Origin of the sequence: Nonomuraea sp. NPDC049750, from assembly GCF_040659625.1 — a bacterium.
Taxonomy (GTDB): Bacteria; Actinomycetota; Actinomycetes; order Streptosporangiales; family Streptosporangiaceae; genus Nonomuraea.
In genome coordinates, this window is record NZ_JBFANB010000008.1 from 188,745 (window position 1) to 213,364 (window position 24,620).

Sequence of the window (24,620 nt, forward strand, 5' to 3'; positions counted from 1 at the left end):
CACTGACATGCCCCGAGGGGGAAGCATGACCACGATCATCGAACGCCGCGAGTCCACCGTCCACTTCGAGGCAGTGGTGCGGCCGCCGGGCCGGGCCTCCATGTTCGCCGAGTCGTCGGCCGTACAGGCGGCGGGTCTGGACGACCTCATGCCGCCGCCGGAGCGGGCCGCGCAGACCGCGCTCGCGCTGCAGCGCAGAGGGTTCGTCGTCCGGCACGTCGGGACGTTCTCCATCAGTGCGGAGGGCCCGCGCCGGCTGTGGGAGGAGACGTTCAACACCCGCGTGGCCGTCAGGCCGCACACCCTGCGCGGCGCGCCGGCCGCCGAGCCGGGTGATGAAGTCTCCTATCTTTCGCATGTGTCCGGGGTCCCGTTCACGCTGCCCGCCGACCTGGAGCCGCTGGTCGAACGGGCCTACCCGCAGGCGCCACCGCAGTTCTACGGCTCGCCGCTGCCGCCCAGGGTCTCTTATCACCACCTGCGCGTGCCGGACGATGTCGGGCTCCTCCTGCGTGCCTGCCACGTGCACGAGCGGGGGGTGACCGGCCGGGGGGTGTTCGTGGCCATGGTCGACACGGGCTTCTACAAGCATCCCTTCTATCCGCATCACGGCTACAACTACAACGCCACCCTCGCGCCGGACGCCGCCCGCGTGGACCACGACGAGTACGGCCACGGCACGGCCGAGGCGGCCAACATCTTCGCCTGCGCGCGCGACGTGGACTTCGTCGGGGTGAAGATGGGCGGCAACGCCACGCTCGCGTTCAAGACCGCCGCCGACCTGTCGCCCGCCGTTCTGACCAACAGCTGGGGCTACGACCTCAACGGGCTCACCGGGCTGCCCAACTTCCTGCGGCCGCTGGAGTTAGCGGTGCTGGAGGCCGTACGGGTGCGCGGCATCACGGTCTGCTTCTCCGCGGGCAACGGCCACATCTCCTTTCCCGCGATGATGCCCGACGTCATCGCCGCGGGCGGCGTGTACGTGGAGGAGACGCAGGTCAACGGGGAGTTCAAGATGGAGGCGTCCGACTATGCGAGCAGCTTCGACAGCCTCATCTATCCGGGCCGGCACGTGCCCGACGTCTGCGGGCTGGTCGGACGGCAGCCCAGGGCGCTCTACATCATGCTGCCGACCGAGCCCGGCGATGTCATCGACTCCTCGCTGGCCGGTCCCGGCTACCCGGTCAAGGACGGCACCGCGCCCGACGACGGCTGGAGCGTGATCAGCGGCACCAGCGCCGCCGCGCCCCAGATCGCCGGGGTGTGCGCGCTGCTCAAGCAGGTCCAGCCGGGGTTGTCGCCCGACCTGGTGAAGGCGCTGCTCAGGGCCTCGGCGCGGGACGTCGTCGACGGAAAGAGCGGGACGGGGGAGCTCGCGGGGGAGAGCTTCGACGGGGCGACCGGGGCGGGGCTCGTGGACGCCGCGGCGGCGTACCGGCTGGCGCGCTCGGTCACGCCGCGCAGCCTGCACACCGTCCCGCCGCCCGTCTGACGGGCCGGACTTCTGATGGATCGACGGTCTGACGGGACGGCCCTCTGACGGGACGGCCCTCTGACGGGCTTGCCGTCTGATGGGTTGACGGTCTGGCGGGCCCAATGACTGGCGGCCCTGCCGAGGGGCGGGGTTCGACCGGCGGGGGCCGCGATGGTGACGCGGGGGCGGCCGCCGCGGCCCCGATCGCTCTTCCCGGGACGCTGCGCTCGTTCCGGGAAGAGCGCCGGGGGTTCGCCGGTTGCATCCGTACGTGGACGAGATCGACGTCGTGGTGATCGGGGCGGGGCAGGCCGGGCTGTCGAGCGCGTACTTCCTGCGCCGGTTCGGCTTCGAGCCGCTGGTGCTGGACGCGGACGACGGGCCGGGCGGGGCATGGCGGCACCGGTCGCCGTCGCTGACCATGGACAAAGTGCACGGCATCTTCGACCTTCCCGGTGCACGGCGCTCCGATCCACCGGTCGCCGCCTCGCCCGGAGCTGGTCGGGCTGATCTGTCCGGGGCCGATGGGCGGCGGCCCGCCGCCGTGGTCGTCCCCGAGTACTTCGCGGACTACGAGCGGGAGCTCGGGTTCGCTGTGCTACGGCCGGTCAAGGTGACGGCCGTGGCGCCGGGGGAGGGCGGGCGGCTCCTCGTCACCTCCGGGGCGGGGGAGTGGGCGGCGCGGGCCGTGGTCAACGCCACCGGCACCTGGACCCGCCCGTACTGGCCGTACTATCCGGGCGCGCGTTCCTTCCGCGGCCGTCAGCTGCACTACGCGGCGTACCGGGGGCCGGAGGAGTTCGCCGGGCGGCGGGTGGTCGTCGTTGGCGGTGGGACCTCGGCCGCGCACGTGCTCTCCGAGATCGCCGGCCTCGCCGCGAGCACGCTCTGGGTCACCCGCCGGCCGCCCGTGTTCCGCCCGCTGGACGACTTCGGCGAGGACGCGCGCCGCGACGCCGTCGCCCTGGTCGAGGCGCGGGTACGCGCCGGGCTGCCGCCGCAGAGCGTGGTCGCCGTGACCGGGCTCGGGTACACGCCGGTCGTCCGGCAGGCGCTGGCCAAGGGGGCGCTGGAGCGGCTGCCGATGTTCGGCCGCATCAGCGCCGACGGGGTGAGCTGGGATGACGGACGGTACGTGGAAGCGGACACGATCATCTGGGCCACCGGCTTCCGCTCGGCACTCGACCACCTCGCCCCACTGCGGTTGCGCGAGCCAGGGGGCGGGATCAGGGTGGACGGCACCGAGGTGATCGCCGAGCCGCGCCTGCAACTCGTCGGCTACGGCCCTTCGGCGAGCACGATCGGCGCCAACCGTGCAGGCCGCACCGCCGCCCGGAACATCCGCCGCCTCCTCGCCCAGACCCCCTCCGTTCCGGCCGCCTGACCTATTGACGTCCCCGCCTCCTCGCCGCGCCCCTCCATTCCAGCTGCCTGACCTACTATGAGAAGTAGTAAAAATACCGATTGAGGCAGAGGCCGGTAGCACTCTCGACACGGGGTGTTACCACGGGATAGCGTCGGGTGAAAGGATCTTTATCCGTCTCTGGAGGTCCCCCCGATGGATGTTCCCGGCTACACCGAAATTCGGGAACTCGGACACGGCGGGACCGGACGGGTGATGCTCGCGTTACGCACGTCCGACGGGACGCCTGTGGCGATCAAGCACCTCGCCGCGCGATTACGCGACGACGAGCTGTTCGTCGAACGCTTCCGCGCCGAGGCCGGGCTGATCCGCGAGCTCGACAGCCCGCACACGGCCCGCCTGCTCGACTACGTCGAAGGCCACGACGACGCCTGCATCGTGATGGAGCTGGTGGACGGCATCACCTTGCGCCGCCTGTTGCAGCACGCGGGCGCCACCGGCCCCGAGGCGGCGCTGGCCGTACTGAAGGGCGCCCTGCTCGGGCTGGCCGAGGCGCACCGGCACGGCGTCGTACACCGTGACTTCAAGCCCGAGAACGTGATCGTCTCCCAGGACGGCCAGAGCAAGCTCGTCGACTTCGGCGTCGCCGCCCACACCGGCGAGAACGCCCCACTCGCCGGAACCCCCTCCTACATGGCCCCCGAGCAGTGGGCGGACGCCCCGGCGGGGTCGGCGTCGGACGTGTACGCGGCGGCCGTGGTGTTCTTCGAGTGCCTGTCCGGGCACCGGCCGTTCATCGCGGACAATTTCGCCGCCCTCGCCTACCAGCACCAGCACGCCGAACCCCCGCTGGCCGACATCGAGGAGCCGATGCGGGCGCTGGTCGGGCACGGCCTGGCCAAGGACCCCGCCGAACGGCCGGAGTCGGCCGAGGCGTTCCTGGCGGAGCTGGAGGAGGTCGCCGACTCCGCCTACGGCACCGGCTGGGAGGTACGCGGCCGCGCAGGGCTCGGCCTGCTGACCGTCCCGCTGACCTCTTTGCTACCTCTGTCGCGGCCGCTGCCCACGTCGGGGAACGGCGGCACGAGCCTGTTCAGCAGCGCGCTCGCGCCGGTGACCAAGTTCGCGGTGACGGGCGGCCTGGTGGTCGCGACCGCCGCCGCGGTGGCGTCGGCGTTCGTGATCTGGAACGACGCGCCGGCGGAGCGCCTCGCCGGGCTCCCGCCGGTCAGCGCGCCCGCCGAGTCGGCCCTGATCCCCACGCCATCCGGTACCGCGGAGCCGTCCATCCGCACCCCGGTGCCCAGCGACCTCGCCAGCCCCCCGCCCACCACCGACGCCGCGGACCCGGTGGTCACCGGGGACCAGACCGAGCCCACCGAGCCCACCGGCACCCATTCGCAGGAGCCCACCCGTACCCGCTCGCAGGAGCCCACCCGCAGGCCGGAGCCGACGCGGACTACGCGCCCAGCCACCTCCGCACCCGCCACTTCCAAACCGACCACCCAGCCGCCCACCAAGCAGGCGTCGCCGACGAAGCCCGCCACCAGCGAGCCCAAGCCCTCCGCCCGCCCGGCCACCACCAGCCCCCCGGACACCCAGGCCCCCGCTCCGACCAAGGCCGCCGGGCCGCTGGTCTCGGTTTCGGTCAAGGTGTCGATCGACGTACCCGTGCTCAAGGGCAAGGACGGCCTGCTCGACGTCGACCTCGGTCTCGGGCTCGGGAGCGGCCTGCTCGGCTCCGTGCTGGTCCCCGGTTCCGCGCTGCTCGGCCGCCACTGGGCCGTCCGCAGAGCCAGGCGGGCGCGGTCCTCGCACACGTCGTCCTGTCCTCCGCCGGACATCGACAAGCCGTGATCCGCGCCGCCCGCCGGCAGCGAGGCGTTCGCGGAGACCGCTGTACTACGGAGACCGCTGTACCGCGCGAGCCCGCCCAAGCGCCCGCTTGCCGCCCCACCGCCCGACATTTCGCCCATACCAAAATTTGCTGATTTGCCGACCGATACAGGTGATCCCCTACTATCTAGCCTCGGATAGGGGGCGTACTTCTGGGCCCCGCAGTTCGGGCGAAGGAGAAGTGTGGCGGTTGCATGCCCCGCCGACCGGCGGCGCCGTCCGATCCTCACCAACGCGCTCACCGCGATGATCACGGCGGTGTTCCTGTTAGTGAGCCTGGCCACGCCCGTGCACGCGGCCCCCAAGCCGACGATCAAGCAGCTCAAGAAGGAGCTGGCCGCCCTGGGGAAGCAGTCGGACAAGCTGATCACCGAGTACTACAACGGCCGCATCGCCCACCAGAAGGCCGAGAAGGCGGAGAAGGCCGCCCAGGACAAGCTGGCCGCCGCCCAGGAGGTCTATGACCGAGAGTCGGCCGAGCTCAGGCTGATGGCCGTCGCCCAGTACACCAACGGCGGCCCCCCGAGCCCCGCCACCATGCTCTCGGCGAACGAGGACCCCTCCGCGCTCATGAGCCGCCTCGCGCTCTCCAACCACCTGGTCGACCAGCAGAGCGCCAGGCTGGCCGGCTTCGCCAAGGTCAGGGACGACCGCAAGCAGGCTGAAGGGGAGGCGGCCGCCCGCGCCAAGGAGCTCGGCGACCAGGTCGCGGACCTCGGCAAACGCAAGGACAAGGCCGAGCAGCTGATCAAGAAGATCAAGGACAAGATCGACAAGCTCTACCAGGCGCCCGGCGTCCGGCGGTCGGACGGCACCTGGGTCCCGCAGCTTCCCGGGGGCTCCGACAACATCACTCCCCGGATGCGCCTGGTCAAGACCCTCGTGAAGGAGCGCTTCGCCGTACCCAATGGAATCGGTTGCTACCGGGCGATCCAGGACGGCGGCGAGCACCCGCTCGGGAGGGCATGCGACTTCATGCTGAGTCGCGGCGGCTCGATGCCGACGGCCGCGGAGGTGGCGCGCGGCAACGAGATCGCCGCCTGGGCGATCAAGAACTCCAAGCGGCTGGGCATCATGTACATCATCTACCGCCAGCGGATCTGGCACGCCAGGACCGGTGCCTGGCGCACGATGTCAGACCGCGGCGGCACCACGGCCAACCACTACGACCACCCGCACATTTCGGTGTACTGAGTGTGCTCCCGCTCTCCGGACCGGACTCCCGCACGAGGGGCGCGTGAACGGCGCGTTCGCTGAGGGCGGTTCGGATGCCGAGAATCATGGACAAGCATCGGCCGTCGCGTCGAGTTCCGCGTATCGGGCCTGGCAATCGCGATAGAGCGGAAGCAGCCCGCGCTCCTCGGCTTCGCGCAGGGAAGGAGCGGTCCTGTCCATGTCGGAGAGAATGAATTCGTGCTCCCGCGGCCAGGGCACGTTCAGCTCCGGGTCCAGCGGGTTGATGGACACGGTCGTGCTCGGCGAATAGAGGCTGGAGCAGAGATACCAGACGGTCACCTCCTTCGTCAGCGCGAGGAATCCGGCGGCGAGCCCCTCCGCGACGTAAAGGGCCTTCCTACTCTCGGCGGTCAGTTCGACCGCGATGTGCTCGCCGTAGGTGGGCGAGCCGATCCTGGTGTCGAGTACGACGCAGAGCATGGCCCCGTGCGCGCAGCAATTCAAGACTCGCGCTGAGAGAGATCATCGACATCTCCGAACACACGATGTCTCCGACACTGCATCGCATCGTCGAGAGAATCGCCGGACTGCGTGAGGAGTTCCCAGAGTACGACGGCGTGATCAAGCCACCGTCGTTCGTGGCCCGGCTCATCGAAACGCCGGAGATGGGGTACGCGATCATCGTGGCCACCAAGCCTGAGCGCCTGGCGGGGAGCTAAGCCTTCGCCAGGGCCGCGAGCAGCCGATCCTCGGTCACCTCGGCGCCGTTGAGCTGCTCGCTGATCGCGCCGTCGCGCAGGACCACCACGCTGTCGCAGTTGCCCGCCAGCTCGGCCACGTCCGAGGAGATCAGCAGGATGGCCAGCCCGTCGACGGCCAGCTCGTCGAGCAGCGCCTGCATCTCCAGCTTGGTGGCCACGTCGACGCCGCGGGTCGGCTCGTCGAGCAGCAGCACCTTGGGGTGCATGGCCAGCCAGCGGGCCAGCAGCACCTTCTGCTGGTTGCCGCCCGACAGCTCGCCCGCGGGCTGCCGGGGTGAGACGGCCTTGATGCCGAGCCGCTTCATGAAGGTCGCCACGATGCCGTCGATCTGCGCGTCGGAGACGATTCCGGCGCGGGACAGTCGGGGGAGCGCGGCCAGGGCGATGTTGTCGCGCACCGAGAGGGTCGGGATGATGCCCTCGGTCTTCCTGTTCTCGGGCACGAGGCCGACGCCGGCGCGGATGGCGCTCCTGATCGACCACTTGCGGGCCGCCGCCCCGGCCACGGTCACCTGGCCCGCGTCCACCGGCATGACACCCGCGATCGCCCTGGCGGTCTCGCTGCGTCCGGCGCCGAGCAGGCCGCCGAGGCCGACGACCTCGCCCGCGCGCACCGCCAGCGACACGCCGTCCAGCACGTGGTGGCGGGTGAGCCCCTTCGCCTCCAGGACGGGGTCGTCGCCTGGTTCGTCGGGCTGGGCAGCGGAGTACGGCTCCTGGACGGGGTGGAACGGCCTGCCGAGCATGAGCGACACCAGCCGGAGGCGATCCAATCCGGCCAGCGGGCCGGTGTGTACGACGCGGCCGTCACGCAGCACGGTGACGCGGTCGCAGACCTCGTACAGCTCCTCCAGCCGATGGGTGACGTAGACGACCGAGCGGCCCTCGTCGCGCAGCCGGGCCACCGCGCCGAACAGCGTCTCCAGCTCGGCGTGTTCGAGTGCCGAGGTGGGCTCGTCCATGATGACCAGCCGGGCGTCCGCGGTGGCCGCTCTGGCCAGGGCCACGAGCTGCCTGGCCCCCTCGCCCAGCGTGCCCAGGGGTCTACGGACGTCGGTGCGCAGGCCGTACTCGGCCAGGATCCGCTCGGCACTGGCGTTGGTGGCCGTGAAGTCGATCAGCCCGAGGCGGCCGCGCGGCTCCCGGCCGAGCAGCAGGTTGCGGGCGATGCTCATGGTCGGGACGAGGTTCGTCTCCTGGTGGATGGTGGCGATGCCGGCCCGCCTGGCCTCGGCCGGGCTGCCGAACCTGACGGGCTCGCCCAGGTAGCGCAGCTGGCCCGCGTCCGGCTGGCACACGCCGGAGAGCACCTTGACCAGGGTGGACTTGCCGGCGCCGTTACCGCCGATCAGCGCGTGCACCTCGCCGGGGCGCACGGAGAGCGTGACGTGGTCGAGCGCGGTCACGCCCTGGAACGTCTTGAGAACTCCAGCCACCTGTAGCACGGTTGCCTCCGCCTCGATCGTGGTCGCGGTAGGAAACAATCCAGTAACAGAAGTGTCACATTCGATCAGATCCGGGCGACGTGCAGCCTGACGCCCCTGCCGCTCAGCTCGTCGAGCACGTCGCCGGGGGCGCCCTCATCGGTGACCAGGTGGTCGATCTGCTCGGCGGCGACGGTCTGCACCATCGTGTCGACGCCGATCTTGGTGTGGTCGGCCAGCACCACGACCTCCTCGGCCGCCGCGGCCAGCGCCCGGTCGACGCCCGCCACCTGCATGTTGGGCGTGGACAGGCCGCGCTCGGCGGTGAGCCCGTTGCCGGAGATGAACGCCCGGCGCACCCGCAGTCCGGACAGCGAGTGCTCGGCCGCACTGCCCACCAGGGCCAGGATCGAGCCGCGCAGCGTGCCGCCGGTCAGCATCACCTCGATCCGCGGCGAACCGGCCAGAACCTGGGCGACGAGCAGGGAGTTGGTCACCACGGCGAGCTCGGCGTGCCTGGTCAGGCGGCGGGCGAACTCCTGCGTGGTGGTGCCAGGGCCGATCACGATGGCGTCGCCGTCCTCGACCAGCGCCGAGGCGAGGTCGGCGATCGCGCCCTTCTCGGCGGACTCCAGCGAGACCTTGTGCGCGTAGCCCGCCTCCCGCGACAGCTCGCCGGGCAGGGTGGCACCGCCGTGGTGGCGGTTGAGCAGGCCCTCCGACTCCAGCGCGCGCAGGTCGCGGCGGACGGTCACCTCGGAGGAGTGCACGGACTGGGCGAGTTCGCGCAAGGACACGGCGCCGTTGGCGCGCACCAATTCGAGGATGCGCTGCCGGCGTTCTGCGGCGAACACCGGCCGTCGGCCGTCGCTCTGCGTGTCGCTCACGTCCCGATCATAGTCGAATGCTCAACTCCGGCTCACCTCTGATCATATGAGAACGAATTTGATCGGAAATCTTGACCGGCTCGGTCCATCGGTGCTTATTTGGGAGCCAGGCAGGGTCATAACCTGTCCGATCCTGATCGAAGGACATGCCATGCGTCTTGTCTGTCCGGTCGTCATCCCGCGGTCCTCCGCTTGCTCCCTCCGCCCCCCAGCGTGAAAGGACACTCCGTGCGAAAGTCACTCGCGGCTATGATCGCCGTGCTGCTGGCCGTGTTATGGCAGGTTCCCACCCCCGCGGGCGCCGCGGCCGAACGGCACGGGCTGCGCGGCGACTACTACCTCGCCTCGGCGCCCGGCGCGTTCGACTTCGGCGAGCTCAAGGCCAGCGTCGTGGATCCGAGCCTCGAACAGGGCGATCTCAACCCCGTGTTCAAGCTGCTGGCCGGCCGGGAGGACGACGTCACCGTCCGGTGGACCGGCAAGATCCGGCCCGCGTACTCCGAGACATACACCTTCTCGATCATCGGTGACAACGGCTTCCGGCTCTGGGTGGACGGCAAGGCCGTCATCGACCACTGGGTGGACGACTGGGACAGGGAGCAGGTGAGCATCCCCATCGTGCTGGAGGCCGGCAAGGACTACGACGTCAAGGTCGAGTACTTCGAGCACTTCGGCGGGGCGAACCTGCACCTGCGCTGGCAGAGCCCCAGCCAGCCGAAGGCCGCGGTCCCGGCGACGGCGTTCACGCTGCCGGACGGGTTCGACCCGCCCGGACCGGCGGCCGCGTCGGTCGGCGCCTCCGGTGATCTGGCCACGCTGACGTTCGCCAAGCCCCTGAGCTCGCTGCCGACCACCCTGACCGACCACCTGGCGCTGACGGTCGCCGGCACCAAATGGCCTATAGCCTCCACAGCCCTGAAAAATCGGGACACGGTGGTGCTTAAGCTGCAATATCCGGTTCCGGCAAAGGCGGGCAACACACTCCGCGCCACCTACGACGGCACCGGTCTGAGCTACGCCGACGGCACGCCGGTGGCGGCCTTCCCGTACGCGTACGTCCTCAACGACTCCACATACATCCTCAGCACCCGCTGGTCCAAGGACGTCGACCGGAAGAACCCGCTGCCCGAGTATCCCCGCCCTCAGCTGGTCAGGGACAGGTGGCGCAGCCTCAACGGCGTCTGGCAGTTCGCCGTTGCCAAGCAGGGCGAGGCCGCCCCGACGGGCCGCGACCTGGCCGAGCGCATCGTCGTGCCGTACCCGGTGGAGTCGCAGCTGTCGGGCATCGGCCGCCACGAGGACCGCATGTGGTACCGCAGGACGTTCGAGGTGCCGCGCTCGTGGAGCGGTGACCGACTGCTCCTGCACCTGGACGCGGTCGACTGGGACGCCACGATCTACGTCAACGGCAAGCAGGTCGGCACGCACAAGGGCGGCTACGACCGCATCACCGTGGACGTCACCGACGCGCTCAAGCGCGGCGGCCGGCAGGAGCTCGTCGTCGGCGTCGCCGACCCGACCGACTCCGGCGCGCAGCCGATCGGCAAGCAGCGGCTCGACCCGAGCGGCATCTGGTACACCGCCGTCTCCGGCATCTGGCAGACGGTCTGGATGGAGCCCGTCGCCAAGGACCACATCGAGCGGGTCGACACCGTCCCCGACGTCGCGGGCCAGGCGCTGCGCGTGACCGTCCAGGGCGCGGCGGGCACGGCCACCGTGGTCGCCAAGGACGGCCACCGCGTCGTGGGCACCGTGACCGGCCCCGTCGGCACCGAGCTCAGGCTGCCGGTCCCGAACCCCAAGCTGTGGTCGCCGGACAAGCCCTTCCTGTACGACCTGAAGGTCCGCACCAAGAAGGACGATATTTCGTCTTATTTCGGGATGCGCTCCATCGAGCTGAAGAACAACCGCATGCTGCTCAACGGCCAGCCCGTCTTCCAGCTCGGCCCCCTCGACCAGGGCTTCTGGCCAGACGGAATCTACACCGCCCCCACCGACGAGGCGCTCAAGTACGATCTCACGCAGACCAAGAAGCTCGGCTTCAACACCGTACGCAAGCACACCAAGGTCGAATCCGACCGCTGGTACTACCACGCCGACAAGCTGGGCCTGCTCGTCTGGCAGGACATGCCCGCCATGTTCAGGACCAGCGACAAGCCCCAGTTCGAGGCCGAGCTGCGGGAGATGGTCGACCAGCACCGCAGCGTCCCGTCGATCGTCATGTGGGTGCCCTTCAACGAGGGCTGGGGCCAGTACGACCAGGCGCGCATCGCCGACCTGGTCAAGAGCTGGGACCCCTCGCGCCTCGTCGACAACATGAGCGGCATCAACTGCTGCGGCGCCCAGGACGGCGGCAACGGCGACGTGAAGGACTACCACATCTACCCGGGCCCCGGCGTCCCCGGAAAGCCCACCGGCACCCGCGCGGTCGTCATCGGCGAGTACGGCGGCCTGGGACTCCCGCTCATCGGCCACACCTGGTCGGGCGGCGGCTGGGGCTACGCGGTCGAGCCGGACCCGGCGGCCCTCACCACCCGCTACGTCGGCATGATCCAGGAACTCCAGAAGCTGCACGCCTGCGACCAGCTCAGCGCCGCCATCTACACCCAGACCACCGACGTCGAGACCGAGCTCAACGGCCTCATGACCTACGACAGAGCCGTCACCAAGCCCGACGTGGAGCGGGTCAGCGCCGCCAACCGGGCGCTCACCGGGCAGATCAGCCCGGCCTGCGCCTGATAGGAAGGAACCCCCATGAATCTCCGGACAGCCTGCCTGGCGCTGGCCGTACTCCTGACCGCGTCGGCCTGCGCCAAGGCGGAGGAGCCGCAGAGCGCGCCCGCCGCCACCAGCACGGCCGGGCAGCAGGTCGTGCAGAGCCCCAGCGGCACGGCCGGGCCGACGTGCACGCTCGACCAGTTCGGCGGCAAGAAGTTCGACCTCAAGACGGCCGCCGTCGGCTTCTCCCAGTCGGAGAAGGAGGCCAACCCGTTCCGCATCGCCGAGACCAAGTCGATCAAGGACGAGGCGGCCAAGCTCGGCATCGCCAATCTCAAGGTCACCAACGCCCAGTCGCAGTTCTCCAAGCAGATCACCGACGTACAGCAGCTCATCGCCCAGGGCGCGCAGCTGCTGGTCATCGCGCCGCTGAACTCCGACGGCTGGGAGCCGGTGCTCCAGCAGGCCGCGGCCAAGAAGGTACCGATCATCACGGTCGACAGGAAGATCAACGCCAAGGCGTGCAGCGACTACCTGACCTTCATCGGCTCCGACTTCTACGAGCAGGGCAAGCGGGCCGCCGACCGGATGATCGACGCCCTCTCCGGCAAGGGCAAGGTCGCCATCCTGCTGGGCGCGCCCGGCAACAACGTCACCACCGAGCGGACGAACGGGTTCAAGGACCGGATCAAGGAGAAGGCCCCCGGCATCACGATCTCCTTCGAGCAGACCGGTGAGTTCGCCCGCGAGAAGGGTCAGCAGGTCACCGAGCAGCTCATCCAGTCCAACCCCGACATCAACGGCATCTACGCCGAGAACGACGAGATGGCGCTCGGCGCCGTCACCGCCCTGAAGGGCGCGGGCAAGGAGGCGGGCACCATCAAGATCGTGTCCGTGGACGGCACCCGCAGCGCCGTCCAGGGCATCGCCGACGGCTGGCTGCACGCGGTCATCGAGTCGAACCCCCGCTTCGGGCCGCTCGCCTTCGAGACCGCGCGGAAGTTCCTCGACGGCCAGGCCATCCCCGACAAGGTGATCATCTCCGACCGCGACTACGACACGTCCAACGCCAAGGACTCCCTCGGTGAGGCGTACTGAGTTGGCAGCGGTTCTCGAGGCGAAGGGGATCAGCAAGCGCTTCCCCGGCGTACTCGCTCTCGACGGTGTGCATCTCGCCCTCCTCCCCGGCGAGGTGCACGCCCTCGTGGGGGAGAACGGCGCCGGCAAGTCCACCCTGATCAAGGTCTTCACCGGCGTGTACCATCCCGACGGCGGCGAGCTGCGCCACCACGGCGCGCCCGCCGCCTTCGGCACGCCGCTCGACGCGCAGCGCGCCGGGATCTCCACCATCTACCAGGAGGTCAACCTCGTCCCGATGATGAGTGTCGCGCGCAACCTGCTGCTCGGCCGCGAGCCACGCGGCCGATTCGGGGTCATCGACGCCACGAAGATGTACGCCGAAGCCGCCCGCGTCCTGTCCGGCTACGGCGTCGAGACCGACGTCCGGCGGCCGCTGCGAACGCTCGGCATCGGCGCCCAGCAGATGGTCGCCCTGGCCAGGGCCGTGGCCGTCGACGCTCGCGTGGTCATCATGGACGAGCCCACCTCCTCCCTGGAACCGCGCGAGGTCGAGACGCTGTTCGGGGTGATCAGGCGGCTGCGCGACGAGGGCATCGCCGTCATGTACGTCAGCCACCGGCTCGACGAGCTCTACCAGGTGTGCGACCGGGTCACCGTGCTGCGCGACGGCCGCGTCGCGCACACCGGGCCGCTGGCCGGGCTGGACCGGCTCAAGCTCATCTCGCTCATGCTGGGCCGCGACCTGAACGATGTCAAAGCGGACGGCCTGACCAGGTTCTCCCGCGACCGCCACCGCGCCGCCGACGGCCAGGAGCCACCGGCCGTCGAGGCGCGCGGCCTCACGCGGCGGCACGTCCTGGACCGGATCGACGTGTCCGTACGGCCCGGCGAGGTCGTGGGTCTCGGCGGCCTGCTCGGCGCCGGCCGTACCGAGACCGCCAAGGCCATCGTCGGCGCGATGCCCTTGGACGGCGGGCAGGTGCTCGTGGCCGGGCTGCCGCTGCGCGGCGGCTCCACCACCGCGGCCATCAGGGCGGGCGTCAGCCTGCTGCCCGAGGACCGCAAGGCCGAGGGCATCGTCCCTACCCTGTCCGTCCGCGAGAACATCGCGCTGGCCGCCCTGCCCGCCCTGGCCAGGGCGGGCGTGGTGTCCGACGCGAAGATCGACCGGATGGTCGAGATCTTCATGCGGCGGCTGCGCATCAAGGCGGCCTCGCCGAACCAGCTCGTGTCGGAGCTGTCCGGCGGCAACCAGCAGAAGGTGCTGCTGGCCCGCTGGCTGGCCGTCCGCCCCAAGGTGCTGCTGCTCGACGAGCCCACCCGCGGCATCGACGTGGGCGCCAAGGCCGAGGTGCAGGCGCTGATCGACGAGCTGGCCGAGGAGGGGCTGGGCGTGCTGCTGATCTCCTCCGACCTGGAGGAACTGGTCGAGGGCGCCGACCGCATCCTGGTGCTGCGCGAGGGCGCGGTCGTCGGGGAGCTGACCGGCGACGAGGTGACCGAGGAGAGGATCATGGCAACGATCGCGGATGACCGTGGAGTGACCTGATGACTGAGCTCGCTTCGAAACCGGCCCCTCGGAGCGGGGGGATGGCGGACCTCAAACCGCGGATCTTCGCCTGGGTGCAGGACTACGGCGTGTACGCGGCCGTGCTGGCGCTGCTGCTGTTCAACGTGCTGTTCACACCGCACTTCCTCGACGCCTCGAACTTCCGCACCCAGTTCGTCCAGGTCACGCCCATCGTGATCGTGTCGCTGGGCATGGCGCTGGTGATCGGAACGCAGGGCATCGACCTGTCCGTCGGCTCGGTCATGGCGCTGGCCGCCGCGCTCGTCGCCCTCTACCTGGGGTACGGCGCGTTGCCCGCGCTGATCGTCGCCGTGCTCGGCGGGGCCATTGTCGGCGCGGCGGGCGGGGCCCTGGTCGCCTACGTGGGCGTCCAGCCGATCGTGGCCACCCTGGCGCTGCTCGTGGGCGTACGCGGCATCGCCAACGTCCTGGTGCCGCAGCTCGTGGAGTTCCGCAACCCGGACCTGATCGCGCTGGGCAGCAGTTCGATGGCCGGGATCCCGGTCATCGTGCTGATCGCCGCGGGGCTGACGCTGATCGTGCTGTTCGTGGTGCGGCGCACGACGTTCGGCCGCCAGGTCGTCGCGATCGGCGGCAACCGGTCGGCCAGCGAGCTGTCCGGGCTGCCGGTCAAACGGGTGCTGCTGATCGTGTACGTCATCTCCGGGCTGCTCGCCGCGCTGGCCGGGGTGCTGGCCACGGCCCGCCTGCAGGCCAGTGACCCGACGTCGCTCGGCCTGTTCATCGAGCTGTCGGCGATCACCGCCGTCGTGGTCGGCGGCACGCCGCTCACCGGCGGGCGTATCAGGGTGCTCAGCACGGTCATGGGCGCGCTGCTCATGCAACTGCTCGCGGCTACGTTGATCAAGCACAATCTGCCGCAGTCGTGGACCCAGATGGTCCAGGCGGTCATCATCCTGGCCGCCGTCTACGCCACCAGGGAGCGTGCGAACCGATGACCTCTGCTTCTTCCGCTTCATTTGCTTCTTTGCGACGTGAGCAGGTGAGCCGGGTGCTTCAGCAGCACGGGGCGCTCATGGTGCTGGCGCTGCTGGTGATCGTGGGCAGCGTGGCTTTCGACTCCTTCGCCACGGCGGGGAACGCGGCCAGCGTGGTGGTCTCGTCGTCGTTCCTGGCGATCATCGCGATCGGGATGACGTTCGTGATCATCAGCGGCGGGATCGACCTGTCGGTGGGGTCGCTGTTCGTGCTGGGCGGGGTGCTGGCGGCCTATGGGTCGCAGTACGGCCTGCTCGTGGCGCTGGCGCTGCCGCTGGGCGCGTGCGGGATTGTCGGCTTGCTGCAGGGCTTGGTCATAGCTCGCACCGGTATGGCTCCTTTTATCGTGACATTGGCGGGTTTGCTGGGTGTGCGGGGGTTGATGCTCGCCATCTCGGATGAGGGTGCAACCACCTATTTGGTGAAAAATCCCGCTTTCGCGGCCTTGGGGCAGGGAGAGTTGCTCGGACTGACGTACCCCGTATACATCACCGCGGCGCTGGCGCTGGTCGCGATGGTGCTGCTGCAACGCACCGGCTTCGGGCAGAACGTCTACGCGATCGGCGGCAACGAGCAGGCGGCGGCGCTCATGGGCGTGCCCGTGGCGCGTACCAAGGTGACCGTGTACGTGATGTCGGCCCTGCTGGCCGGCCTCGCCGGCGCGCTGAACGCGGCACGGCTCTCGTCCGGGGTGACGATCCTGGGTATCGGCCTGGAACTGGACGCGATCGCCGCCGTCGTCATCGGCGGCACCCTGCTGACCGGGGGCGCGGGCGGGATCACCGGGACGGTGGCGGGAGTGCTGCTGCTGGGCGTGATCCAGAGCCTGATCAACCAGGTGGGGAACCTGACATCGGCCTTTCAGCAAGTAGTCAGCGGGGCGTTCCTGGCGCTGGTGGTGGTGGCGCAGCGGCTGCTGAGCAAGGCACAGCGGCTGTCGTAGTGGTGGCGTGGCCCCCGAGTCGCGTCTGGTGCCGTGTCCTCCCGAACCGAGACAGTCGATGCTGAGGCTTTATTCACCTTTGCTTTCCCTGTCCGGGGAAGTCCCTTTCGGCGTGGCGTCGAGGGGAGCCTGGCTGTGACTGTAAGCATCTTTATCGTCACGCTGGGTTGCTCAGCGGGCAGGAATGGGCCGTCTTCCGGCCAATGGGTTAGCCGCGACCGCTGGCCGCGCTCCAAAAGAAACGGTACCTCTATGTTCACGCACACTCCGAGAGCCGACGCCACAGGCATACCGACCCGCCCGGCGAGGTGGCGGGCCAGAAGACGGATGATGCTGGCCGTGGCGGCCCCTCTGTCCGTGGCGCTTGCGGGCATCACGACCACCCCGGCCAACGCGGATCCGCTGCCGGATCATCGGTTCCACCGCAACCACCACTTCTTCCATAGGTTCCACAAGCCAGTTCTGACCGACAGCGGGAATGGCTGCGAGCCGGGAACCTTCGTCAGGGCTCACTCTCTGAGACCCCACAACTTCTTCATTCCTCGCACCAGGTACACCGATGGTCCCGGCGGCTCGATGACCGTCTCGGTCCACCACGAGTATGAGGTGCTCGCGTTCGTGGAGGCCGACAAGATCAAGACCAAATCGGTCAGCGACTCGGTCGCCAAGACGATCGGCAGCACGGTCACCACCGAGGACATCCTGCGCGCGCTCACCAGGGAGGTCACGCCACACCTGGAGAAGAGGCACATGATCTTCACGGGGCACGACTACACGCAGACAATCCACGACGGCAAGTACGGAAACATGTGGTACCGCGTCTTCGGTTACCGCATCGGCTGGGGTCAGTGGGCCCGGCTCCACAACTGTGCCGAGGTCAGAATCGCCACCGGTATCGCCGACATTCCATCGAGAGTCGAAGGCTGGCGATACTGGGAGACCGACCATCCGATTTTCCGCGGCCACAAGCTTTCCGACAAGTAAGGGCCGACCTGCCGCCCGGGGCCTCCCGGCCCCGGGCACCAAAAGACGAAGCCGGCTATCCGTTTTTCCTCTCCCCCGAAGGGGGCATCCCTCCATGGGGACCCCAGCTATGACGGGCCGTCTTCCTCGGCTCCCCCGGAGGGGTATCCCTCCATAGGGCCCATGTCGCGGCGAGCCGTCTTCTTCTCCTCCTCCGGAGGAGGCATCCCTTCAGAGGGCCTGTGCCGCGACGGGCCGTCTTCTTCCTGTTCCCCGAAGGGGTATTCCGCTAAAAGGACCCCAGCCACCACGGACCGTCACGGGCATCGGGACGGTCGCGTGGCGAACTGCCCTGCCATCGTGGTCGCTGCACTAGTTGTGCTGGGGCTCTTCGGTGGGGAGAGGGATGCCGAAGTGGGCGAACAGCGTCTCGAACATCCGAGTGTGCATGGCCAGCGTCTGGGTGTGCTCGGCTAGCGTCTGGGTGTGTCCGGCTAGCGTCTGGGTGTGTCCGGCCAGTGTCTGGGTGTGTCCGGCCAGTGTCTGGGTGTGTCCGGCCAGTGTCTGAGTGTGTCCGGCCAGTGTCTCACTGTGCCCGCCCACCACCGTGGCGAGTTTGCCGACCTTCTCGTCTAGCCTGTCGAACTTCTCGTCCAGTACGTCGATTTTCTGCGTGTGCGTACGCTGGACCTTCAGGATCTCGTCCTGAGTCAGAAGGATCTTGGAGGCCTCTGAGCCGATGACCCGGATGTCTTCTCGCTGGTTGTCCGAGCGCTCTTCGAGGCGCGTCACCCGGATCTCCAGCTCCTGGAGGGTTGTCATGCCGAGAATCCTAACGGCGATCGGTACATCACGCTGCGTCACAAGTCGAGATCGAGGAGGGCATCTTTACTCCCGGGATGAAGATCCTGTAACTGCGGCTCGGCCCCCGTCATAAGCGCAGCGGAGAGGAAGCTCGCCACGAGCAGGCCGCCCGCGACGCAGCAGGTCACCTGGATCGCGCCACCAGGCGAGCCGGCCGTGGAGCCGTTGAGGTAGACGCTGCCCAGGACGGCGACGCCGAGCGTGGCGCCGAGTTGCTGGACGGCGTTGAGCAAGCCGGCGGCTGAGCCGATCTCTTGAGGCTTGAGCGGTTTCAGCGCGGCGGTGAAGAACGACGGGGTGAAGACCCCGACGCCGAGACCCGCGACTCCCAGGGCGCCGAGCAACGGCGTGAGGTAGGCCATGGGGGAGGCCGCGTGGTAGACGGCGATGGCGGCCACTATGCCCACCCCCAGCGTGGCGAGTCCGGCGAACATCACCCGCCGCCCGTAGCGAGGAACCAGATACGCGCCCGCCACCCACGACGACACCGCCAGGCATACCGACCAAGGCGTCATGGTCAGGCCCGCGGTGCGCGCGTCGGCGCCGACTCCCAGCTGAAGGTGCAGGACCACGACGAACATCAGCCCGGTCGTCACCGCGAAGAACAGGGTGGACGTCATCAGCGCGGCCGGGAAGGCGCGGTGCGCGAACAGGCTGGTCTCCACCAGCGAACTGCGGCCGAGCCTGGCTCGCCGTCGCTGCTGCAGGCCGAAGCCGAAGACGGCCGCCAGGCCGATGCCGATGGCCACCCAGTTCCCCGTCGACACGTGCGCCGTCCCGGCCCCGATCAGGGGGTAGACGATCAGGGCGGTGCCGAGCATCGCCAGTGCGGTGCCCGTGGGGTCGAGACTCGGCCGCCGCGGCGCGTGGTCCTCGATCAGGGTCGGCGCGACGGCCAGCACGGCGACGCAGAGCGGGACGTTGACCAGGAACGTCGACCGCCATGACGAGCCGAACAGGTCGGCCTGGGTCAGCACGCCACCGAGAATGGGCCCGCAGACAGCGGCCAGACCCATGACGGGACCGATGCTGCCCAAGGCCTTGGACATCTCCTCGCCGTCGAACATGGCGCGGATCAGGCCGATGGTCTGCGGAATGATCGCCGCGGCCGCGGCGCCTTGCACGGCGCGGAAGCAGATCAGCGCGCCGACCGAGTCCGCCAGCGCGCAGGCCAGCGACGCGGCCAGGAACCCCGCGACACCGATCCGAAAGACCAGCCGCCGACCGGCGATGTCACCCAGCCGGCCCCCGGTGATCAGCAGCAGGGCGAAAGGCAAGGTGTACGCCGTACTGAACCACTGCATGTCCGACCCCGACCCGCCCAGGTCGGCCCGGATCGCCGGTGTGGCGACCTGCACGATCGTCGAGTCCAGCAGATTCATGGCCTCGGCCAGCAGCAACGCCGCCAGCGCCACCCACCGCCACCGGTAAGCCGCCCTCGGGGGCGATGACACATGTACTGACATCCCACGTTCCTCTCCGACTCCGCGAACCCGCGCCGTCGACGGGCGGGGTCCCAGCGTGAAAGAGGCCGGGTCGGTTGTTCCATCCGGAGCGTATAGTTGGCGACTATCTTCCAAAACTGATGGATCAGTGAGGGAAATGCTCACGCTCGACGATGTGGACCGAGGGCTGATCCACGCCCTGAGCATTGACGGGCGAGCACCCTTCGGCCGTATCGCCGAGGTGATCGGCACCTCGGCGCAGACCGTGGCTCGCCGCTATCGGCGACTGCGCGCCGAGGCCGCATTGCGCGTGGTCGGGCTCCCGAACCCGGACCGGGCAGGCCAGACCCAGTGGATGATCCGGCTCACCGCCACCCCGTCCACCGTGCGAGATCTTTCGCATTCGCTGGCCCGGCGAGCCGACACCTCGTGGGTCAAACTGGCCTCCGGAGGTACGGAGATCTTCGCCGTCATCCACGCGCCGAGCGGTGCGCAGGCCGTACCGTCGCTGCTGCTGCACGACATCCCCCGAAGGGCCGGCATCACCGCGGTCTCCGCCCACTGCCTGCTGCACACCTACCTGGGCGGGCCGACCGGGTGGCGAGGCCGCCTCGAGACCCTCACCGAACAGCAGCAACAGCGGCTCGCACAGGCCCGCGACACTGATTCGCCAGCCCGCCGGCCATCGTCGACCCATCAATCGGCCTACCCGCCATCGTCCACCCATCAGTCGGCTCGCCAGTCATCTCCGGCTGATCGGCCGACTGATCAGTCGACTGGTCGGCCGACGGATCAGCCGGCTGATCAGCCGACCGATCTGTCGGCCGGTCGGCCGCCGCTGGCGCGCGTCGATCACGACCTGATCGACGCTCTGCGTCACGACGGCCGGGCCACGTACGCCGACCTCGCCGCGGCCACCGGACTGTCTCAAGCCACCGTCGCCCGCCGTCTGGCCGAACTGCGCGCCAGCGAGACGATCTTCTTCGATGTCGAGGTCGCCCCCGCCGTTCTCGGGGCCACCACCCAAGCCCTGCTCTGGATGTCCGTTCAGCCAGGACACCTCGACCGCGTCGCTACCACCCTGGCCGGCCACCGTGAACTCGCCCTGGTGGCCGCCACCACCGGCCGGACCAATCTGCTGGCCAACGCGCTCTGCCGCAGCCCTGCCGATCTGCACGATTACCTCACCCATCGGCTGGGTGGCCTCGACGCCATTCACACACTCGAAACGGCCCCCGTACTGCACACCGTCAAGGCCGCGGGCCCGCTGGTCCCGATGGGTATGCGCGCTCCGTCGTCCATGCCGTACTGACACGAAATTTCCGGACAGGGCAAGTTAAGCCATTCGCAAGAAGCACGACCATAATTTGGTCATGCCGTCGATGAGTGAGCTGAGAGCAGGAGATCCCGCCGGTCTCGGAGGTTATGAGATCCGCGGACGGCTGGGAGAAGGCGGACAAGGCGTCGTTTATCTAGGCGTCGACGAGCAGGGCGACCAGGCCGCCATCAAGTGGTTACGGCCGAACCTGGCGGGCGACGAGGTCGCGGCCGAGCGGTTCGCGCGGGAGGCGGCCGTGGCGCAGCGGGTGGCGCCGTTCTGCACCGCGAAGGTACTGGCGACCGGGGTGCACGAGGAGCGGCCGTTCATCGTCAGCGAGTACGTCGAGGGGCCGCCGCTGCGGCAGGTGGTGACCAAGGAGGGGCCGCGCGCGGACGCCGCCCTGTACCGGCTGGCCATCGGGAGCGTCACCGCGCTGGCCGCCATCCACCAGGCGGGCATCGTGCACCGCGACTTCAGCCCGAACAACGTGCTGCTCGCCGGCGAAGGCCCCCGGGTGATCGACTTCGGTATCGCCAAGGCGCTCGACGCCACCTCGACGATCACCTCCACCCCGGTGGGAACGCCCGCGTTCATGGCGCCGGAGCAGGTTCTGGGGCAGCCGGTGGGGCCGGCCGCTGACATGTTCGCGTGGGGGAGCACCATCGTGTTCGCCGCCACGGGCGCCGGGCCGTTCGAGGCGGAGTCGGTGCCGGAGATCGTCGACCAGGTGCTGTACAACGAGCCCGATCTGTCCTCCCTGACCGGGCCATTGCGCGAACTCGTGGCCGCCTGCCTGTCGAAGGACCCCGTCCGGCGGCCCACCGCCGAACAGGTGATCATGCGGCTGCTGGAGCATCCCACGTCGAACCCCGCAGAGCTGGAGCAGGCGGCCGCCCTGGTCAGCGGTTCCCCACCCCATCCCTCGGCTCCGCCTCAGCCTCCGTCCCAGCCCCAGCCTCCGTCCCAGCCGGGGTCAGGGTTCCCCATGCAGCCCCCATATGGACAGCCCTCTTACGGTCAGCCTCCGTACGCGCAGTCGGGGCCATACCCCCAAGGGCCGTACCCGCAGGCTCCGTACGGGCAGCCGGGGTCATACTCCGAAGGACCGCAACCGCAATCGGCGCCGCACCCTCAGGGGCCGTACCCGCAGGCTCCGTACGGGCAGCCGGGGCCATACCCCGAGGGACCGCAACCGCAGTCGGGGCCATACCCCGAGGGACCGCAACCGCAGGCGGCGCACCCGTACGGACCACCACCCCAAGGTCCGATCCCGCAGGGCCCGCCACTACAGGGCCCGTCTCCGCAGGGCCCGCCACTACAAGGTCCACCTCCCCAGGGTCTGCCACCGCAAGTCCCGTCTCCACAGGGTCCGTACGCGGAGTCGGGGCCGCACCAGCAGGCGCAGTGGGTCTCTCCGACCACGCAGGGGCAGTCCCCGCAGTACGGCTCCGGCCCGCAGGTGCCGCCGCCTCGATCGGGCGGGAAGAAGAGCTACGTGGTGGCGGCGGTCGCCGCGGCTGTGGCCATCGTCGCGACCGTCGTCGTGGTGGCCGTCGCGCTGACCAACCTGCCCGGCCCGCTGACCCCGACCTCCTCCCCGAGCGCCGAAGGCACGGCCACATCCGCGGCCCCGGCGGTCGTTCCCACCGCGAACCTGGTCACCTCAACGCTTCCCGGCACCGACGCGGTCATCTACGAGAATCCGGGCGACGCCGTCAGGCTCACCACCTACATGGTCCGCGACGCCAAGACTCAGAACTGGATCTACTACGCCCGGGACTCCCTGACCGGACCATTCACAAAATATCCGGACATGTGGGAGAGCATGCTGTCGCCCAACGGCCGCTATCTGGCCCAGCGCGGCAAGAACTTCGCCGACGGCTACGACAGCGTCAAGATCACCGACAAGGTGTCGGGTGAGGCGTTCACGGTCAAGACCTCGCGCCAGCCGCTCAGCGCGTACGTGCAGGGCTGGTCGCGTGACAGCGGCCGCCTGCTGTTCAACGTCGGCAACCCGGTGAAGGGCGTCTGGCAGTCGACCGGGTTCGCGATCGTGACCGTCGCCACCAGGCAGGCCACGGTCGCCTCGCTCAGGGAGGGCTCGCTGCACGGCATCCGTTACGGCTTCGACCAGGCCGACACGGGCGTTGTGGCCCTGTCGAACGACGCCAAGCAGCAGGCGCTGCGCTTCTTCGACGCGAACGGGCTGCGGCTGCGCCGGATCCCGAACGTGGGACCAGGCATCGCCGATTCGCTGTTCTCGCCGTCGGGCAAGCAGTTCGTCACCAACTGCCCCGGTCTGAGCAACGGCAACAACTGCGTCTACGACACCCAGACCGGTGCCGAGTTGAAGCGCTTCGAGTCGCCCTGCACCGGCCTGGCCACCTGGTACGACGACAGCCACCTGGTCTGCTGGATCAGGCCCGACGCGAGCGCGGAGAAGCAGCAGGTGCAGGTGGTCGATTTCGCGGGCGCCGCGGTGCGCCTGCTGGCCGAGATGCCGACGAACGGCACGAACATGGACGTGATCTACACCTTCCCACACCGGAACTAGCCCTGTTCCCGCACGTCAACGGACCTAGCCCGGTTTTCTGTACGCCACCGGAACTGGTCCTGTTGTCCGCACGTCACCCGTCACTGTCCCCTTGTCCGCACGTCAATGTCCCCGGGCGGCGCCGATGACATCGAGACTGTCCCCGGGCAGCGCCGATGACATCGAGTGCTGGATCAGCCATGGCGGCTGACCTGCGGCAAGGCGGGCGGTATGGGCGGGAAACGGAAAACTAGCGGACACGGCCCCTGGGCCGCAGCCGGGTGCCCGGCAGGACGGGCGCGGGGAGCGGGCCGCCGTCGAACCCCTCGACGGCGCCGAACCCCTCGCCCTCCATCCACTCCTTGCGGAACGCGACGATCTCGTCGTGGTCGCGGCCGACGAAGTTCCACCACATCACGATCTCCTCGGCGAACGGCTCGCCGCCGATCAGCAGCACCCGCCCGCGCCCGCTCAACCGCAACAGGCTGCGGCCCGGCGGCAGATAGAGCAGCGGTCCCGCCTCCAGCGGCTCGACCTCCCCGTCGAGCAGCAGCACCCCGTGCTCGAAGCCGGGGTCGAGCGGCACTTCGGCGTTCCCTTCGACGGCCACCTCGGCGCCCACCAAGGGGCTGTAGGTGGTCGCGGGCGAGGTCACGCCGTCGAGCGACCCCATGATCACCGTGGCGTCGAACCCGGCGCCGGACCGCACGGGCAGTGACGAGTGGTGCTCGAACCCGGGCCCGGTACGCCGGTCCGCGCCGGGCAGCGCGACCCACAGTTGAACGCCGTGCAGCAGCGTCTCGGGCGACTCCTCCGAGTGGGAGATGCCGCGTCCGGCGGTCATCAGGTTCAGCTGGCCAGGGCGTACCTCCTGGAGACTGCCGACACTGTCGCGGTGCAGCACCTCGCCGGCGACCAGCCAGCTCACCGTCTGCAGGCCGGTGTGCGGATGCGGAGGCACCCGCATCACCGCCACCTCGGGGCCGTAGGCGTCCACGAAGCACCACGCGCCGATCATGCGGCGGTGCGCGTTGGGCAGCGTCCTGCTCACCGACATGCCGCGCGGACCGCCCAGCGGCACCGCGCGCCCGGCGAGCAGCTCGGTCTCACCACCGCTCTCGGCGCCGCAGCGGATCTCGTCGGGGTCCTGCTCCAGGTTGCTCACGTATGAACTGTACGACGGCACTGTACGGCGGCATGGAT

19 protein-coding genes are annotated in these 24,620 nt (G+C 69.4%); 13 read left to right on the top strand and 6 right to left on the bottom strand.

All coding sequences use genetic code 11. The features are described from left to right. Window positions 1-25 precede the first annotated feature (25 nt). From AB0J16_RS22920 to AB0J16_RS22935, 4 genes are all read left to right on the top strand, one after another. On the top strand, window positions 26-1,492 hold the full coding sequence (locus tag AB0J16_RS22920; protein ID WP_358542667.1) for a S8 family serine peptidase: 1,467 nt from the start codon (window positions 26-28) through the stop codon (window positions 1,490-1,492). A 253-nt stretch (window positions 1,493-1,745) separates the two neighbouring features. Next, window positions 1,746-2,858: an FAD-dependent oxidoreductase gene (locus AB0J16_RS22925; protein WP_358542670.1), complete on the top strand. Its 1,113-nt coding sequence runs from the start codon at window positions 1,746-1,748 to the stop codon at window positions 2,856-2,858. 174 nt (window positions 2,859-3,032) lie between these two features. Next, a complete protein-coding gene (locus tag AB0J16_RS22930) occupies window positions 3,033-4,694 on the top strand; it encodes a protein kinase (protein ID WP_358542673.1) in 1,662 nt (553 codons plus the stop codon). A 222-nt stretch (window positions 4,695-4,916) separates the two neighbouring features. After that, window positions 4,917-5,927: a hypothetical protein gene (locus AB0J16_RS22935; protein ID WP_358542675.1), complete on the top strand. Its 1,011-nt coding sequence runs from the start codon at window positions 4,917-4,919 to the stop codon at window positions 5,925-5,927. Window positions 5,928-6,011: 84 nt separating this feature from the next. Here the strand turns inward: AB0J16_RS22935 and rfbC are convergent, their stop codons facing one another. Continuing rightward, window positions 6,012-6,413, bottom strand: a complete 402-nt coding sequence (rfbC, locus tag AB0J16_RS22940) for a dTDP-4-dehydrorhamnose 3,5-epimerase (protein WP_358542678.1) — start codon at window positions 6,411-6,413, stop codon at window positions 6,012-6,014. A gap of 41 nt (window positions 6,414-6,454) precedes the next feature. Here rfbC and AB0J16_RS22945 point away from each other — a divergent pair, with 41 nt between their 5' ends. Next, entirely contained in the window at window positions 6,455-6,628 is a 174-nt protein-coding gene (locus AB0J16_RS22945) for a hypothetical protein (protein ID WP_358542680.1), read from the top strand. On the opposite strand, the gene AB0J16_RS22950 is transcribed toward AB0J16_RS22945, so the two are convergent. Both AB0J16_RS22950 and AB0J16_RS22955 read right to left on the bottom strand, forming a co-directional pair. Continuing rightward, on the bottom strand, window positions 6,625-8,106 hold the full coding sequence (locus tag AB0J16_RS22950) for a sugar ABC transporter ATP-binding protein (protein ID WP_358542683.1): 1,482 nt from the start codon (window positions 8,104-8,106) through the stop codon (window positions 6,625-6,627). The two genes, AB0J16_RS22945 and AB0J16_RS22950, sit on opposite strands and share 4 nt — an antisense overlap. A gap of 74 nt (window positions 8,107-8,180) precedes the next feature. Next, window positions 8,181-8,981, bottom strand: a complete 801-nt coding sequence (locus AB0J16_RS22955) for a DeoR/GlpR family DNA-binding transcription regulator (RefSeq protein WP_358542685.1) — start codon at window positions 8,979-8,981, stop codon at window positions 8,181-8,183. 228 nt (window positions 8,982-9,209) lie between these two features. Here AB0J16_RS22955 and AB0J16_RS22960 point away from each other — a divergent pair, with 228 nt between their 5' ends. The 6 genes from AB0J16_RS22960 to AB0J16_RS22985 all read left to right on the top strand — a co-directional run bounded on the left by AB0J16_RS22960 (window position 9,210) and on the right by AB0J16_RS22985 (window position 17,275). Further along, window positions 9,210-11,720, top strand: a complete 2,511-nt coding sequence (locus tag AB0J16_RS22960) for a PA14 domain-containing protein (RefSeq protein ID WP_358542688.1) — start codon at window positions 9,210-9,212, stop codon at window positions 11,718-11,720. Between the two features lie 15 nt (window positions 11,721-11,735). After that, on the top strand, window positions 11,736-12,797 hold the full coding sequence (locus AB0J16_RS22965; RefSeq protein WP_358542692.1) for an ABC transporter substrate-binding protein: 1,062 nt from the start codon (window positions 11,736-11,738) through the stop codon (window positions 12,795-12,797). Continuing rightward, complete coding sequence (locus tag AB0J16_RS22970) at window positions 12,784-14,328, top strand: sugar ABC transporter ATP-binding protein (RefSeq protein WP_358542695.1); 1,545 nt, start codon at window positions 12,784-12,786, stop codon at window positions 14,326-14,328. The genes AB0J16_RS22965 and AB0J16_RS22970 overlap by 14 nt, the downstream gene beginning before the upstream one ends. Window positions 14,329-14,369: 41 nt before the next feature. After that, window positions 14,370-15,308 carry an ABC transporter permease gene (locus AB0J16_RS22975; protein WP_358542698.1) on the top strand — a complete coding sequence of 313 codons (939 nt, stop codon included), beginning with the start codon at window positions 14,370-14,372 and terminating at the stop codon, window positions 15,306-15,308. A gap of 77 nt (window positions 15,309-15,385) precedes the next feature. Further along, entirely contained in the window at window positions 15,386-16,291 is a 906-nt protein-coding gene (locus AB0J16_RS22980) for an ABC transporter permease (protein WP_358542700.1), read from the top strand. A 135-nt stretch (window positions 16,292-16,426) separates the two neighbouring features. Further along, window positions 16,427-17,275: a hypothetical protein gene (locus tag AB0J16_RS22985; protein ID WP_358542702.1), complete on the top strand. Its 849-nt coding sequence runs from the start codon at window positions 16,427-16,429 to the stop codon at window positions 17,273-17,275. A 351-nt stretch (window positions 17,276-17,626) separates the two neighbouring features. On the opposite strand, the gene AB0J16_RS22990 is transcribed toward AB0J16_RS22985, so the two are convergent. Together AB0J16_RS22990 and AB0J16_RS22995 are read right to left on the bottom strand one after the other, a co-directional pair. Beyond that, on the bottom strand, window positions 17,627-18,076 hold the full coding sequence (locus tag AB0J16_RS22990; protein WP_358542705.1) for a hypothetical protein: 450 nt from the start codon (window positions 18,074-18,076) through the stop codon (window positions 17,627-17,629). Between the two features lie 38 nt (window positions 18,077-18,114). Next, a complete protein-coding gene (locus AB0J16_RS22995) occupies window positions 18,115-19,584 on the bottom strand; it encodes an MFS transporter (RefSeq protein ID WP_358542708.1) in 1,470 nt (489 codons plus the stop codon). Window positions 19,585-19,720: 136 nt separating this feature from the next. On the opposite strand from AB0J16_RS22995, the gene AB0J16_RS23000 reads away from it, so the two are divergent. Beyond that, the gene (locus tag AB0J16_RS23000) at window positions 19,721-20,875 is read left to right on the top strand and encodes an AsnC family transcriptional regulator (RefSeq protein WP_358543056.1); all 1,155 of its coding nucleotides are present in this window, start codon (window positions 19,721-19,723) and stop codon (window positions 20,873-20,875) included. A gap of 61 nt (window positions 20,876-20,936) precedes the next feature. Then, window positions 20,937-23,438, top strand: coding sequence for a protein kinase (locus AB0J16_RS23005; RefSeq protein WP_358542711.1), 2,502 nt, complete (start codon window positions 20,937-20,939; stop codon window positions 23,436-23,438). 229 nt (window positions 23,439-23,667) lie between these two features. Here AB0J16_RS23005 and AB0J16_RS23010 read toward each other — a convergent pair whose 3' ends face one another. Continuing rightward, window positions 23,668-24,582, bottom strand: coding sequence for a pirin family protein (locus AB0J16_RS23010; protein ID WP_358542714.1), 915 nt, complete (start codon window positions 24,580-24,582; stop codon window positions 23,668-23,670). Window positions 24,583-24,620: the final 38 nt, after the last annotated feature.

What these genes read in the sequence shown, in the direction of transcription:
- AB0J16_RS22995 (WP_358542708.1), bottom strand. Translation starts at nt 19,584, where the DNA reads ATGTCAGTACATGTGTCATCGCCCCCGAGGGCGGCTTACCGGTGGCGG.
- AB0J16_RS22930 (WP_358542673.1), top strand. Translation starts at nt 3,033, where the DNA reads ATGGATGTTCCCGGCTACACCGAAATTCGGGAACTCGGACACGGCGGG.
- AB0J16_RS23005 (WP_358542711.1), top strand. Translation starts at nt 20,937, where the DNA reads ATGCCGTCGATGAGTGAGCTGAGAGCAGGAGATCCCGCCGGTCTCGGA.
- AB0J16_RS22920 (WP_358542667.1), top strand. Translation starts at nt 26, where the DNA reads ATGACCACGATCATCGAACGCCGCGAGTCCACCGTCCACTTCGAGGCA.
- AB0J16_RS22990 (WP_358542705.1), bottom strand. Translation starts at nt 18,076, where the DNA reads ATGACAACCCTCCAGGAGCTGGAGATCCGGGTGACGCGCCTCGAAGAG.
- AB0J16_RS22980 (WP_358542700.1), top strand. Translation starts at nt 15,386, where the DNA reads ATGGTGCTGGCGCTGCTGGTGATCGTGGGCAGCGTGGCTTTCGACTCC.
- AB0J16_RS23000 (WP_358543056.1), top strand. Translation starts at nt 19,721, where the DNA reads ATGCTCACGCTCGACGATGTGGACCGAGGGCTGATCCACGCCCTGAGC.
- AB0J16_RS22945 (WP_358542680.1), top strand. Translation starts at nt 6,455, where the DNA reads ATGTCTCCGACACTGCATCGCATCGTCGAGAGAATCGCCGGACTGCGT.
- AB0J16_RS22965 (WP_358542692.1), top strand. Translation starts at nt 11,736, where the DNA reads ATGAATCTCCGGACAGCCTGCCTGGCGCTGGCCGTACTCCTGACCGCG.
- AB0J16_RS22975 (WP_358542698.1), top strand. Translation starts at nt 14,370, where the DNA reads ATGGCGGACCTCAAACCGCGGATCTTCGCCTGGGTGCAGGACTACGGC.